Source organism: Kitasatospora sp. NEAU-69, from assembly GCF_057158765.1.
On the sequence record NZ_JBWXUE010000033.1, the window covers coordinates 35,282 to 48,497 of the forward strand.

Below are 13,216 nucleotides of genomic sequence, written 5' to 3' on the forward strand. Positions count from 1 at the left end.
GCGCGCGGTGGAAGGCGGGGCCAGGATGCTGCGATGAGGTGATCAATCACACCCGAACACACTCGAACGCTGCCCCGGCCGGGCCTCCACCGGCAGCGCCGGCGACCCGCGGCATCACATGCCGGCGATGAGCTTCTCCACCCGCTCGTCCACCGAACGGAACGGGTCCTTGCAGAGCACCGTGCGCTGGGCCTGGTCGTTCAGCTTCAGGTGCACCCAGTCGACCGTGAAGTCGCGCCGCTGCTCCTGCGCCTTGCGGATGAAGTCGCCGCGCAACCGGGCCCGGGTGGTCTGCGGCGGCACCGACTTCGCCTCGAAGACCTTCAGGTCGGTGGTGACCCGCTGGGCCTGCCCCTTGTTCTGCAGCAGGTAGAAGAGCCCGCGGCGGCGGTGGATGTCGTGGTACGCGAGGTCGATCTGCGCGACCCGCGGGTTCGACATGCTCATCTGGTGCTTCTCCCGGTACCGCTCGATCAGCTGGTACTTCATGATCCAGTCGATCTCGGTGCCGGCCTTGTCGAGGTCCTCGGTGCGCACCGCCTCCAGCGTGCGGCCCCAGAGTTCGAGCACCCGGCCCACCGTGCCGGTGTTCAGGCCCTTGCGGTCCGCGAACTCCAGCGCCTTGCCGTAGTACTCCTCCTGGATCTCCAGCGCGCTGGCCTCCCGGCCGTTCGCCAGGCGCACCTGGTGCCGGCCGGTCAGGTCGTGGCTCACCTCGCGGATCGCCCGGATCGGGTTCTCCAGGGTGAGGTCGCGCATCACCACGCCCGCCTCGATCAGGCGCAGCACCAGGTCGGTCGCGCCCACCTTGAGCAGCGTGGTGGTCTCGGACATGTTCGAGTCGCCGACGATCACGTGCAGCCGGCGGTACCGCTCGGCGTCCGCGTGCGGCTCGTCGCGGGTGTTGATGATCGGCCGGGACCGGGTGGTCGCCGAGCTGACGCCCTCCCAGATGTGCTCGGCCCGCTGGCTGACGCAGAACACCGCACCGCGCGGCGTCTGCAGCACCTTGCCCGCCCCGCAGATCAGCTGACGGGTCACCAGGAACGGGATCAGCACGTCCGCCAGCCGGGAGAACTCCCCGTGCCGGGCCACCAGGTAGTTCTCGTGGCAGCCGTAGGAGTTGCCGGCGGAGTCGGTGTTGTTCTTGAAGAGGTAGACGTCCCCGGCGATGCCCTCCTCGTGCAGACGCCGTTCGGCGTCCACCAGGAGGCCCTCCAGGATGCGTTCGCCCGCCTTGTCGTGGGTCACCAGCTCGGTGACGTCATCGCACTCCGGGGTGGCGTACTCCGGGTGCGAACCGACGTCCAGGTACAGGCGGGCACCATTGCGCAGGAAGACATTGCTGCTGCGGCCCCAGGAAACTACGCGGCGGAAGAGGTACCTGGCCACTTCGTCCGGAGACAGACGCCGTTGTCCCCGGAACGTACACGTGACGCCGTACTCGTTCTCCAGCCCGAAAATTCGGCGGTCCATGCATGGACTTTACGCTTTCGCGCGGGTTCTGAAACCGGTTCGGCCGCGGCAATCGGATCACGGTCGGCAACACCCGCCGGAACGACGCGCGCGCCCGTGCGGTGCGGCGCACACGGCGTCGCACCGCACGGGCGCGGGCGGTATTGCTCTTGTCGGATTCTGCTACTTGTCGGTGGCGTCCTCGGACGGGGTCTCGGCGGCGGCACCGGCACTGCCGGAGCCGGTGGCGGAGTCGGAGTCGGCCGCGGAGTCGTCCGAGGCGGCCGTCTCGTCGCCGCTCAGCAGCCGGCTGAGCTGGCCGCCGAGGATCCGCTTGAACTTGCGCTGCTGGGGCCGTGCGCGGTCCAGCACGGCCACCTCCAGCTGCTCCGGCGTCAGGGTGCGCGGCGAGCCGCCGTTGGGGTCGCGGGCCAGCGACTCCACGGCCACCTTGAGCGCCTCCGCCAGGCTCAGGCCCGGCGTGTGACGCTGCCCCAGGTAGGTGCCGATCGAGTCGGCGTTGCCGCCGACCACCACGGTGTTCTGCTCGTCCACCACCGAGCCGTCCGGGGTGAGCCGGTAGATCTGGTCGTCGTCGGGGGTCTTCCCGACCTCGGCCACGATCAGCTCGACCTCGTACGGCTTCTCGCCGACCGAGGAGAAGATGGTGCCCAGCGTCTGGGCGTAGACGTTGGCCAGCCCACGGGCCGTCACATCGGCCCGGTCGTAGGAGTATCCGCGCAGGTCGGCGTAGCGCACGCCGCCGATCCGCAGGTTCTCGAACTCGTTGTACCGGCCGACCGCCGCGAAGGCGATCTTGTCGTAGATCTCGGACACCTTGTGCAGCGCCCGGGAGGTGTTCTCGGCGACGAAGACGATGCCGTCGGCGTAGGTGAGCACGACCACGCTGCGGCCGCGCGCGATGCCCTTGCGGGCGTACTCCGCGCGGTCCGCCATGGCCTGCTGGGGCGAGACGTAGAACGGTGTGGACACCGGCGGTCGTCCCTTCTGGGTAGGAGGAAGTGGCGGACTAGAGGAGCGGGGCCTGCGGCCCGTCGGGCTGGCGGCGGCGGCCCTCGGTGATCGAGACCGCGATCGCCGAGACCTCCTCCTCCGAGAGCCGGCGGAAGCCGTCCTCGGTGATCAGCGAGACGATCGGGAAGATCTTGCGGGCCAGGTCGGGACCGCCGGTGGCCGAGTCGTCGTCGGCCGCGTCGTAGAGCGCCTGGATCACCAGGGTGGCGGCCTCGTCACCGGTCAGACCGGTGCGGTAGAGCTTCTTCATCGACCCGCGCGCGAAGACCGAGCCGGAGCCGGTGGCCGCGAAGCCGCGCTCCTCCGAGCGGCCGCCGGTGACGTCGTAGGTGAAGATCCGGCCGCGGCCGAGGTCGAGGTCGTAGCCCGCGAACATCGGGACCACGGCCAAGCCCTGCATCGCCATGCCGAGGTTGCCCCGGATCATGGTGGTCAGCCGGTTGGCCTTGCCCTCCAGCGAGAGCACGGTGCCCTCGATCTTCTCGTAGTGCTCCAGCTCCAGCTGGAACAGGCGCACCATCTCGACCGCGAGGCCGGCGGTGCCGGCGATGCCGACCGCGCTGTACTCGTCGGCCGGGAACACCTTCTCGATGTCGCGCTGGGCGATCACGTTCCCCATGGTGGCCCGGCGGTCACCGGCGAGCACCACACCACCGTCGAACACCGCCGCGACGATCGTGGTCCCGTGCGGCGCCTCGATGGTCAGACCGGCCGGAAGCTGACGGCCTCCGGGGAGCAGCTCCGGCGAGTGATCCGCCAGGAACTCGATGAACGACGAGGATCCGGGAGTGAGGAAGGCAGCCGGTAGACGCCCGGTGCCACGAGTGTTGGCTTCCACACGATTCCTTCCAGGTAGTCGGCAGCCCGCCGAAGCGCGTCGGGCCGGTCTCGCATCTGCCCCAGCGCCGCGTTGCACGCGAAGCAGAGGATGCCACGGACCCTACCCGTTTCATGGTCGTGATCCACATGCTCGGCGGGTTTGTCCAGACAGATCGGGCAGGTACCGGCCTGCGCTTCGAGCATGGCCTGGAGGTCGGCCTCGGTCATGCCGTAGGTCCGGCGGAAATAGCTTTCCCGGTTTCGCGCCGAACGACAGGGCTTGCAGTAGGGCGCCAGGCCGCTCGGCTGCTTCCTATTCTTGTCCCACTCGGAATGCGGCTTCACTTCGCCGCAATCCGGGCAACGCTTGTGCCCTTCGGGTACCTCGACGCGCGGCCGCGGAATTTTCCCTTTCGCCCGCTGCCGCGCGTCGTAGTACTCAGCCGAACAGACCCGGCAATACGCCTGGAGACCGCTCTTCGCCGACTTGTTGCTCGCGAAAGCGGCACGCTCGAGCGATTGCTGGCATCGACTGCACCATGCCCGATTTTCAAATTCGGACATTCAGGACTATTGCCCACCCTTCTGGACAAATCCTCGAACAAAGTCCTCGGCGTTCGACTCGAGCACTTCGTCGATTTCGTCCAGAACAGCGTCCACGTCGTCGCTCAGCTTCTCCTGGCGCTCCTTGAGCTCCTCGGACTGCTGGGCCTCCGTGGCCTGCTCCTCGACCTCCTCGGAGGAGCGGTTCGCCCGCTGCTGGCCGCCGCCGGTGTCCTTGGTCGCCATGTCCCTCACCCCGCTCGAATTCGTCTGGCACGGTTGATCGGTCCGGGCTTGCTGCTCAGACCCTATACACGGGGTGGCGCGTGGCGCTGCCCGTTTGGGACGTGTCCGCGGGGGTGCCGCGGACACGGTGAGGTTGCCGAGTCTGGTCCACTCTGTAGAACGTCCGGACCGCACCAGGATGATTCCCCGTTCGGGGTGCGTTCACCCTTGGTGATCGACTCGTGACGCACCGGTCGCTAGCCGCCGGAGAGCACCCGGACCAGGTCCTCCGCGGTGCGGCAGCGGTCCAGCAGCTCCTTGACGTGGTTGCGGGTGCCGCGCAGCGGTTCCAGGGTGGGGACCCGCTGGAGCGAGTCACGGCCGGGCAGGTCGAAGATGACGGAGTCCCAGGAGGCCGCGGCGACGTGCTCGGCGTACTGCTCCAGGCAGCGGCCGCGGAAGTAGGCACGGGTGTCGTCCGGGGGCTGGTGGACGGCGCGCTGCACGTCGTCCTCGGTGACCAGGCGCTCGAAGCGGCCACGGGCGACCAGGCGGTTGTAGAGGCCCTTCTCCTGGCGCACGTCGCTGTACTGGAGGTCGACCAGGTGCAGCCGGGGGCTGTCCCAGTCGAGGCCGTCACGCTGGCGGTAGCCCTCCAGCAGCTCCTTCTTGGCGATCCAGTCGAGCTGCTTGGACAGGCTCATCGGGTCGCGCTCGAGCTTGCCGAGCACCTCCTCCCAGCGGGAGAGCACGTCCTTGGTCTGCTCGTCGGCGTCGTGGCCGTAGCGGTCCTCGACGTACTTGCGGGCCAGTTCGTAGTACTCCATCTGGAGCTGGACGGCGGTGAGCTTGCGGCCGTTGCGCAGCGTGATCTGGTACTGGAGCGAGGGGTCGTGGGAGACCCGGTGCAGCGTGCGGACCGGCTGGTCCACGGCCAGATCGACGGCGATGAACCCCTCCTCGATCATGGCGAGCACGAGCGAGGTGGTGCCGAGCTTGAGGTAGGTGGAGATCTCGGAGAGGTTGGCGTCGCCGATGATCACGTGCAGCCGGCGGTACTTCTCGGCGTCGGCGTGCGGTTCGTCGCGGGTGTTGATGATCGGGCGCTTGAGCGTCGTCTCGAGTCCGACCTCGACCTCGAAGTAGTCGGCCCGCTGGCTGATCTGGAAGCCGTTCGCGGAGCCGTCCTGGCCGATGCCGACCCGGCCGGCGCCGGTCACCACCTGGCGCGAGACGAAGAAGGGGGTGAGGTGGCGGACGATGTCGGCGAACGGGGTGGCCCGCTGCATCAGGTAGTTCTCGTGGGTGCCGTAGGAGGCGCCCTTGTTGTCCGTATTGTTCTTGTACAGGTGGATGTTCTGCCCGTTGGGCAGCTCCAGGGCGCGGGCCGCCGCCTCGGCCATGATCCGCTCACCGGCCTTGTCCCAGAGCACGGCGTCGCGCGGGTTGGTGATCTCCGGCGAGCTGTACTCGGGGTGGGCGTGGTCCACGTAGAAGCGGGCGCCGTTGGTGAGGATGATGTTGGCCAGGCCGATGTCCTCGTCGGTCAGCTGGCTGGCGTCGGCCACCTCCCGGGCGAGGTCGAATCCCCTCGCGTCCCGCAGTGGGTTCTCCTCCTCGAAGTCCCAGCGGGCGCGGCGCGCCCGGTGCATCGCCGCCGCGTAGGCGTTGACGATCTGGGACGAGGTGAGCATGGCGTTGGCGTTGGGGTGGCCGGGTACGGAGATGCCGTACTCGGTCTCGATGCCCATCACGCGCCTTACGGTCATGCAGCCCTCCTTGCCCGTCGCCCCGCCCCGAGCGGGCGCGGCACCGACGTCCCTGTTGTTGCACCGCGGCTGACGGACCGTCTGATCCGTCAGCCGCGGGTCGAGCCTAGAGTGCTGTTACAGGTACTGCCCGGTGTTGGCGACGGTGTCGATGGAGCGGCCGGACTCGGCGCCCTGCTTCCCGGTGACCAGGGTGCGGATGAAGACGATCCGCTCGCCCTTCTTGCCGGAGATCCGGGCCCAGTCGTCCGGGTTCGTGGTGTTGGGCAGGTCCTCGTTCTCCTTGAACTCGTCGACACAGGCCGCGAGCAGGTGGGAGACGCGCAGACCGCGCTGACCGTGGTCGAGGAAGTCCTTGATCGCCATCTTCTTCGCCCGGTCCACGATGTTCTGGATCATCGCGCCGGAGTTGAAGTCCTTGAAGTACAGGACCTCCTTGTCACCGTTGGCGTAGGTGACCTCCAGGAAGCGGTTCTCCTCGGTCTCGGTGTACATCCGCTCGACGACGGCCTGGATCATCGCGACCACGGTGGTGTCCACCGAGCCGTCGTGCTCCTTGAGGTCGTCCGGGTGGAAGGGCAGCGAGTTCTTGAGGTACTTGGAGAAGATGTCCTTGGCCGCCTCGGCGTCCGGACGCTCGATCTTGATCTTGACGTCCAGCCGGCCTGGCCGCAGGATCGCCGGGTCGATCATGTCCTCGCGGTTGGACGCGCCGATCACGATGACGTTCTCCAGGCCCTCGACGCCGTCGATCTCGGCGAGCAGCTGGGGAACGATGGTGTTCTCGACGTCCGAGCTGACGCCGGAGCCGCGGGTGCGGAAGAGCGACTCCATCTCGTCGAAGAAGACGATGACGGGCGTGCCCTCGCTCGCCTTCTCCCGGGCCCGCTGGAAGACCAGGCGGATCTGCCGCTCGGTCTCGCCGACGTACTTGTTGAGCAGCTCGGGGCCCTTGATGTTGAGGAAGTAGCTCTTGCCCTGCGGCCGCCCGGTGACCTCGGCGACCTTCTTGGCCAGCGAGTTGGCGACCGCCTTGGCGATCAGCGTCTTGCCGCAGCCGGGCGGACCGTAGAGCAGGACGCCCTTGGGCGGGCGCAGCTCGTACTCCTTGAACAGGTCGGCGTGCAGGTAGGGCAGCTCGACCGCGTCGCGGATCTGCTCGATCTGGTTGGCGAGGCCGCCGATCTGGCGGTAGTCGATGTCCGGGACCTCTTCGAGGACGAGTTCCTCGACCTCGGCCTTGGGCACGACCTCGTAGACGTAGCCGGAGCGCGGCTCCATCAGGAGGGCGTCGCCGGGGCGCAGCGTGATGCCGCGCAGCGGCTCGGCGAGGCGGACGACCCGCTCCTCGTCGGTGTGGCCGGTGACCAGGGCGCGCTCGCCGTCCTCGAGGACCTCCTTGAGGGTGACGATGTCGCCGATGGACTCGAAGGCGAAGGCGTCGACGATGTTGAGTGCCTCGTTGAGCAGGACCTCCTGCCCGCGGCGCAGCTCGTCCAGGTCGATGGTGGGACTGACGTTGACGCGCAGCTTGCGTCCGCCGGTGAAGATGTCGGCGGTGCCGTCCTCGTTCTGCTCGAGGAAGGTGCCGAAGCCGGCGGGGGGCTGGGCCAGCCGGTCCACTTCCTCCTTGAGGGCCACGATCTGGTCGCGGGCCTCGCGCAGGGTGGTGGCGAGCCGTTCGTTCTGGGCGGTGACACCGGCCAGGTTGGTCTGGAGCTCGACGATCCGGTCTTCGAGGACTCTCGAAGAGCGCGGCGAGTCGGCCAGCTTGCGACGCAACACGGCGATCTCCTGCTCGAGGTACGAGACCTGTGCGGCCTCGTCGGAACCACGAGCGGGCTTGCCGGCGCTGCGGTTGTAGTCGTCATCGTGGGCTGCCACGGTCCTCACCTCCTCCTGGGGAGCGGGATGCTTCCAGACCCTACCTGCACTAGGGGCCGTGTAAACCCCATAGATCAAGAAAGACGGAAGGGGTGTGTCCGATCTTCACCCGTGTGTGCTTCCCCTCTGCGAAGGAGATACCCACCGCGCACCCTCGGAAAGCGGCCGGAGGTAGGGTCGGACGAGTCAATACCCGATCGTGACCGTTCTGCCTGGACGGATCGTCGGATCAGCGGACAGAAACGGCAGGAGTGGATGTCAGTGACCAGTGGGGCGCCGGCCGGCGAGCCGCTCGAGGTGTGGATCGATCAGGACCTGTGCACGGGCGACGGGATCTGCGTCCAGTACGCGCCCGAGGTGTTCGAGCTGGACATCGACGGTCTCGCCTATGTGAAGGGCGAGGACGACGAGTTGCGCCAGCAGCCGGGGGATGTGGTTCCGGTTCCGCTGACGGTGCTTCAGGATGTGATCGACTCGGCGAAGGAGTGCCCGGGCGACTGCATCCACGTCCGCCGGGTGGCGGACCGGGTGGAGGTCTACGGTCCGGACGCCGACTGAGTCCGCGCGCCGCGCCGCTGTCGCCCCGTCAGGCCTTGGCCGACGGGGCGCTGCTCTGGGTGCGGGTGTAGGAGGCGCCGTGCCGGGCCCAGTTGAGGCTGACGGTGAGGTCGGGGCAGCAGCGCGGGACGTCGGCGGTGGAGTAGCCGAGCGCGCTCGCGGTGATGGCGCCGTCGCTGCGCAGCGCGAGCCGGGTGACGGTGAAGCCCTCGTGCCAGTCGAGCAGCGTGTCGCGGACCACGGGGGTGCCGTCGGCTCCGGCGGTGAGGACGAAGACGCCGTCCGGGGCGGTGCCGGAGCCGGCGTCGCAGTGGGCGGCGGCGACCGTGCTGGGGGTGCCGTCGCCGAGGTCGGCGGCGAAGCTGATCGAGACGACGGCGGGCAGTGGTCCGCAGTCGAGCGGCAGGGCGGCCTTGGCGGCGTCGGGGGCGCTCGCGGTCGGGACGGCCTTGGGCGTGCCGGTCGGTGCGGCGCCGGGCTGTGCGGCGGCGACCGGCTGCACGGCGGGGCCGGCGGCGGTCACGACGGCGACCAGCACGGCACAGGCGGCCGCGACGGCGGCCCAGTGCCAGGGGCGGGTGCGGGCCCGGGCGGCGGCGTCCGGAACGGACGGCTCGTGGGCCTGCGGGGTGCTCTCCGGTGCGCCTGCTGCGTCCGCCAAAAGGGGTCCCCTCCACCGGCCCGGGTGTACGTGTGTGGGGAGCATCGTCGCATATCAGCGGCGTGTGGTCGGCGGCGGGGCGCCCGTCGGCGCGTGGGCGCCGAGGCGCGCCGGTGTGGGTGGCGAGGCGGGCGCCGCAACGGCGCCGGGCGGCGCCCCGAGGTGGGGCGCCGCCCGGCGGACGGTGGATCGGTGGAGCGTCAGTCCTGCTCGATGACGGGCGTCTCGGCCTTCGCGACGGCCCGGGCGGCGGCCCGCTCGGCCAGCGTGGGCTCGGGCGCGCCGTTGTCGTAGTCCTCGCCGTAGGCGCCCTTGGCCGGGCGGCGGCGGCGCAGCGGCGGCTCGACGCCGTCCGCGAGCCGGCGGGAGGTGAGCAGGAAGCCGGTGTGGCCGATCATCCGGTGGTCGGGACGGACCGCGAGGCCCTCGACGTGCCAGGTGCGGACCATGGTCTCCCAGGACTGCGGCTCGGTGAACGTGCCGTGCTCGCGCAGCGCCTCGACGGTGCGCGAGAGCTGCGTGGTGGTGGCCACGTAGCAGCAGATCAGGCCGCCGGGGACGAGCGCCTTGGCGGCGACGTCCAGGCACTCCCAGGGAGCCAGCATGTCGAGGATCATCCGGTCGACCTCGGTCTCCACCAGGTTGTCCTGGAGGTCACCGACGGTGAGCTTCCAGGCCGGGTGCGGGCTGCCGAAGTAGCGCTCGACGTTCTTGCGGGCGATGTCCGCGAAGTCCTGGCGGCGCTCGTAGGAGGCCAGCATGCCGGTGTCGCCGATCGCGCGCAGCAGGAAGGTGCTGAGCGCGCCGGAGCCGACGCCGGCCTCGACCACGCGGGCGCCGGCGAAGATGTCGGCCATCGCCAGGATCTGCCCCGCGTCCTTGGGGTAGATCACGGCGGCGCCGCGGGGCATGGACAGGACGTAGTCGGGGAGCAGGGGGCGCAGCGCGAGATAGGGCACGTTCCCCGTGGTGCGCACAACCGTGCCTTCGGGGGCACCGATCAGCTCGTCGTGCGGGAAGGCACCCTTGTGGGTGTGGAAGTTCTTCCCGGCTTCGAGCGTGAAGGTGTAGTGACGGCCCTTGGGGTCGGTCAGCTGAACCTGGTCCCCGACCGAGAATGGCCCCCGCCTGCGGGTGGCACCGGTCGGTTCGGACATGCGGACAATCCTACGGGAACCAGCGCGCCCCCCTTACCACCAGGACCGTTCAGCGGCCGGTGAGCGCCGCGCTGAGCCGGCGCTCGACGTCGGCGACCGAGAGCACGCCGTACACCTCGCCGTCCGGCTCGACCACCAGGTACTCGCTGGCGGGCGTGGCGCGCAGGGCGCCGAGCAGCTGTTCGCCGTCCAGGTCGGTGGTCAGCCGCAGGCCCGGCTCCAGCGAGCGGGAGAGTGAGCCGGCGGCGACCCAGGGGCGCCGGTGCTCGGGGATCTGGAGCACGGCGGCCTCCTTGACCAGCGCGATCGGCCGGCCGAGCGCGTCGTTGATCACCACCGCGCCGGCCTGTGCCTCGCGGGCCCGGCGCAGTGCCTCGGCGAGCGGGGTGTCGGCGGCGACCGCGATCGAGCGGCGGGCGAGCGCGCGCACGTTCAGCTGCGGCAGCGCCTCCTTGAGCCGGGCGTTGCGCAGCGAGCCGCCGGCGCCGTTCCAGATCACCACGGCGAGGACGGCGGCCAGCACCGAGTCGAGCAGTGCGTCGCCGCCGCTGCGCTGGGCGCCGGCCCGGGCCGAGCTGATCGCCGGCAGGCCGAACAGCACGGCGATCGCGAGCACCCGGCCGGCCCAGGCGGCGGCCACCGTGCCGGCCATCGGCCGTCCGGTCAGCGCCCAGACGACCGCGCGCAGCATCCGGCCGCCGTCCAGCGGCAGGCCGGGCAGCAGGTTGAACGCGGCGACCACCAGGTTGGCGACGGTGAGGCCGGCCAGCAGCACGCCGGGCACGGTCTCCAGCTCGACCTGGCGCACCGCGAGCCAGCAGAGGCCGCCGATCACGATCGAGAGCAGCGGGCCGACGAAGGCCAGCCAGAACTCGCGCCCGGGCGTCTCCGCCTCCTTCTCGATCTCGGAGACACCGCCGAAGAACTGGAGCTGGATCCGCCGGACGCCGAGCCGGTAGCGCAGTGCGACCAGGGTGTGCGCCAGCTCGTGGACCAGCACGGAGGCGTAGAAGGCGACCGCGAAGGAGAGCGCGACCAGGTAGCGGGTGTAGCCGAGGCCGGGCAGCACGCTGGAGAGCTGGCTGCCGAAGAGCCAGGTGATCAGCGCGGCGATCAGGAACCAGGACGGGGTGACGTAGATCGGCACGCCGAACGGGCGGCCCATCAGGATGCCGTTGGCCGGGCGGGCCGGTTCCTTCGGCGGCCCCGGGCGCGGTGACGGCCCGGACGGCTGCCCGGATGGCTGCTCGGGTGGCTGCTCGGAGGTCTGCTGCCCCGTGCTGTCGCTCACCGTGACCCCTTCACCGGTTCATCGTCCCCGCCGCGTCCCCGGCCTGGCGGGCGGGTGGCTGCCCACGCTACGTGATCCAACGAGGCGATGGCGGGACGGCCCTCGTTTGGTCTCCTACCCAGTCGGCAGCCATCTGACAGCCGGATGGCAGCGCGACCCCATAGGGTCTGGGGTATGCCGCAGACCGAGACCGCCCGCCAGGCCGTGCCGCCGACCGGGCTCTCCCCCTCCCGTGCCGGGGATTTCCTGACCTGCCCGCTGCTGTACCGACTGCGGGTGATCGACAAGCTGCCGGAGCCGCCGAGCGCGGCGGCCACCCGGGGCACCCTGGTGCACGCCGTGCTGGAGCGGCTCTTCGACCACCCGGCCGCCGAGCGCACGCCCGAACGGGCGCTGGAGCTGCTGCGCCCGCAGTGGGAGCGGCTGCTGGGCGAGCGCCCGGAGCTGGCCGAGCTCTTCCCCGGGGAGCAGGAGGCGGCCGGCGAGCAGCTGGCCCGCTGGCTGACCGACGCCGAGAAGCTGGTCGGCCAGTGGTTCCGGCTGGAGGACCCGACCCGGCTGGAGCCGGCGGAGCGCGAGCTGTACGTGGAGACCGTGCTGGAGTCGGGGCTGAAGCTGCGCGGGTACATCGACCGGGTCGATGTCGCGCCGACCGGCGAGGTGCGCCTCGTCGACTACAAGACCGGCCGGGCGCCCTCGCGGGACTTCGAGGGCAAGGCCATGTTCCAGATGAAGTTCTACGCGCTGGTGGTCTGGCGCTGGAAGGGCGTGCTGCCCAAGCGCCTGCAGCTGGTCTACCTGGGCGGTGGCGGCGACGTGGTCAGCTACGACCCGGACGAGGCGGACCTGCGCTCGGTGGAGCGCAAGCTGCTGGCGCTCTGGGAGGCGATCAGCCGGGCGGTGGCCACCGGTGAGTTCCCGGCCACCCGCAACCGGCTCTGTGACTGGTGCGACCATCAGCAGAGCTGCCCGGAGTTCGGCGGTACTCCCCCGCCGTACCCGCTGCCGCTGCTGCCGCTGGTACCGCTGCAGAAGACCGCCGAGGCAGCTGACGGCCCAGAAGAGAAGAAGTCCGAGACGAGCGCGATGAACAAGGAGTCCTAGGTGACGATCCGAGTGCTGCTGGTGGACGACCAGCCACTGCTGCGCACCGGTTTCCGGATGATCCTGGAGGCCGAGGCGGACCTGGTGGTGGTGGGCGAGGCCGGGGACGGGCAGCAGGCGCTGGAGCAGGTCCGGGCCCTGCAGCCGGACGTGGTGCTGATGGACATCCGGATGCCCCGGATGGACGGTGTGGAGGCGACCCGGCGGATCGTCGGACCCGGCCGCGACGGCCCGGTGAAGGTGCTCGTGCTGACCACCTTCGACCTCGACGAGTACGTGGTCGAGGCGCTGCGCGCCGGGGCCAGCGGGTTCCTGCTGAAGGACGTGCCGGCCGAGGAGCTGGTGCAGGCGATCCGGGTGGTGGCCGACGGCGCGGCGATGCTGGCGCCCTCGATCACCCGCCGGCTGCTGGACATGTACGCCACCCGGCTGCCGTCCGGCGACGAGGCGCCCTCGCCCGCGCTGACCGCGCTGACCGAGCGCGAGATGGAGGTGCTGCGGCTGGTCGCCAAGGGGCTCTCCAACGCGGAGATCGCGGCCGAGCTGTTCGTCAGCGAGACCACCGTGAAGACGCACGTCGGGCACGTGCTGACGAAGCTGGGGCTGCGCGACCGGGTGCAGGCCGCGGTCTTCGCCTACGAGAGCGGGCTGGTGCGGCCGGGCGCGATGTGACCCGCCCGCGGCGCGCAGGACGCCGGGCATGACGAAGGGGCCG

At 70.2% G+C, this 13,216-nt stretch carries 12 protein-coding genes and 1 pseudogene; 3 read left to right on the forward strand and 10 right to left on the reverse strand.

Features of this window, described 5'->3' with window-relative positions:
• Positions 1-114: 114 nt before the first annotated feature.
• The 7 genes and pseudogenes from pafA to arc form a co-directional block, all read right to left on the reverse strand.
• Positions 115-1,476: a Pup--protein ligase gene (gene pafA, locus AC060L_RS29940; RefSeq protein WP_483802083.1), complete on the reverse strand. Its 1,362-nt coding sequence runs from the start codon at positions 1,474-1,476 to the stop codon at positions 115-117.
• A gap of 162 nt (positions 1,477-1,638) precedes the next feature.
• Positions 1,639-2,448, reverse strand: coding sequence for a proteasome subunit alpha (prcA, locus tag AC060L_RS29945; protein ID WP_483802084.1), 810 nt, complete (start codon positions 2,446-2,448; stop codon positions 1,639-1,641).
• Between the two features lie 37 nt (positions 2,449-2,485).
• Positions 2,486-3,328: a proteasome subunit beta gene (prcB, locus tag AC060L_RS29950; RefSeq protein ID WP_483802085.1), complete on the reverse strand. Its 843-nt coding sequence runs from the start codon at positions 3,326-3,328 to the stop codon at positions 2,486-2,488.
• Between the two features lie 68 nt (positions 3,329-3,396).
• Positions 3,397-3,873: pseudogene (locus AC060L_RS29955) on the reverse strand (endonuclease VII domain-containing protein); the annotation flags it as partial.
• A 6-nt stretch (positions 3,874-3,879) separates the two neighbouring features.
• Complete coding sequence (locus tag AC060L_RS29960; RefSeq protein WP_483802086.1) at positions 3,880-4,098, reverse strand: ubiquitin-like protein Pup; 219 nt, start codon at positions 4,096-4,098, stop codon at positions 3,880-3,882.
• A 236-nt stretch (positions 4,099-4,334) separates the two neighbouring features.
• Positions 4,335-5,846 carry a depupylase/deamidase Dop gene (gene dop / locus AC060L_RS29965; protein WP_483802087.1) on the reverse strand — a complete coding sequence of 504 codons (1,512 nt, stop codon included), beginning with the start codon at positions 5,844-5,846 and terminating at the stop codon, positions 4,335-4,337.
• Positions 5,847-5,963: 117 nt separating this feature from the next.
• The gene (gene arc / locus AC060L_RS29970; RefSeq protein WP_483802088.1) at positions 5,964-7,730 is read right to left on the reverse strand and encodes a proteasome ATPase; all 1,767 of its coding nucleotides are present in this window, start codon (positions 7,728-7,730) and stop codon (positions 5,964-5,966) included.
• A 255-nt stretch (positions 7,731-7,985) separates the two neighbouring features.
• Here arc and AC060L_RS29975 point away from each other — a divergent pair, with 255 nt between their 5' ends.
• Positions 7,986-8,288, forward strand: a complete 303-nt coding sequence (locus tag AC060L_RS29975) for a ferredoxin (RefSeq protein WP_483802089.1) — start codon at positions 7,986-7,988, stop codon at positions 8,286-8,288.
• 28 nt (positions 8,289-8,316) lie between these two features.
• On the opposite strand, the gene AC060L_RS29980 is transcribed toward AC060L_RS29975, so the two are convergent.
• The 3 genes from AC060L_RS29980 to AC060L_RS29990 all read right to left on the reverse strand — a co-directional run bounded on the left by AC060L_RS29980 (position 8,317) and on the right by AC060L_RS29990 (position 11,397).
• Positions 8,317-8,949 carry a hypothetical protein gene (locus tag AC060L_RS29980; RefSeq protein WP_483802090.1) on the reverse strand — a complete coding sequence of 211 codons (633 nt, stop codon included), beginning with the start codon at positions 8,947-8,949 and terminating at the stop codon, positions 8,317-8,319.
• A 200-nt stretch (positions 8,950-9,149) separates the two neighbouring features.
• Entirely contained in the window at positions 9,150-10,106 is a 957-nt protein-coding gene (locus AC060L_RS29985; protein WP_483802091.1) for a tRNA (adenine-N1)-methyltransferase, read from the reverse strand.
• A gap of 49 nt (positions 10,107-10,155) precedes the next feature.
• Complete coding sequence (locus tag AC060L_RS29990) at positions 10,156-11,397, reverse strand: site-2 protease family protein (RefSeq protein WP_483802092.1); 1,242 nt, start codon at positions 11,395-11,397, stop codon at positions 10,156-10,158.
• 174 nt (positions 11,398-11,571) lie between these two features.
• On the opposite strand from AC060L_RS29990, the gene AC060L_RS29995 reads away from it, so the two are divergent.
• Together AC060L_RS29995 and AC060L_RS30000 are read left to right on the forward strand one after the other, a co-directional pair.
• On the forward strand, positions 11,572-12,501 hold the full coding sequence (locus AC060L_RS29995; RefSeq protein WP_483802093.1) for a RecB family exonuclease: 930 nt from the start codon (positions 11,572-11,574) through the stop codon (positions 12,499-12,501).
• Positions 12,502-13,173 (forward strand): response regulator, encoded by a 672-nt coding sequence (locus AC060L_RS30000; protein ID WP_483802094.1) that lies wholly within the window; start codon positions 12,502-12,504, stop codon positions 13,171-13,173.
• Positions 13,174-13,216 lie beyond the last annotated feature (43 nt).

What these genes read in the sequence shown, in the direction of transcription:
- dop (WP_483802087.1), bottom strand. Translation starts at nt 5,846, where the DNA reads ATGACCGTAAGGCGCGTGATGGGCATCGAGACCGAGTACGGCATCTCC.
- AC060L_RS29960 (WP_483802086.1), bottom strand. Translation starts at nt 4,098, where the DNA reads ATGGCGACCAAGGACACCGGCGGCGGCCAGCAGCGGGCGAACCGCTCC.
- AC060L_RS29985 (WP_483802091.1), bottom strand. Translation starts at nt 10,106, where the DNA reads ATGTCCGAACCGACCGGTGCCACCCGCAGGCGGGGGCCATTCTCGGTC.
- AC060L_RS29995 (WP_483802093.1), top strand. Translation starts at nt 11,572, where the DNA reads ATGCCGCAGACCGAGACCGCCCGCCAGGCCGTGCCGCCGACCGGGCTC.
- pafA (WP_483802083.1), bottom strand. Translation starts at nt 1,476, where the DNA reads ATGGACCGCCGAATTTTCGGGCTGGAGAACGAGTACGGCGTCACGTGT.
- AC060L_RS29975 (WP_483802089.1), top strand. Translation starts at nt 7,986, where the DNA reads ATGTCAGTGACCAGTGGGGCGCCGGCCGGCGAGCCGCTCGAGGTGTGG.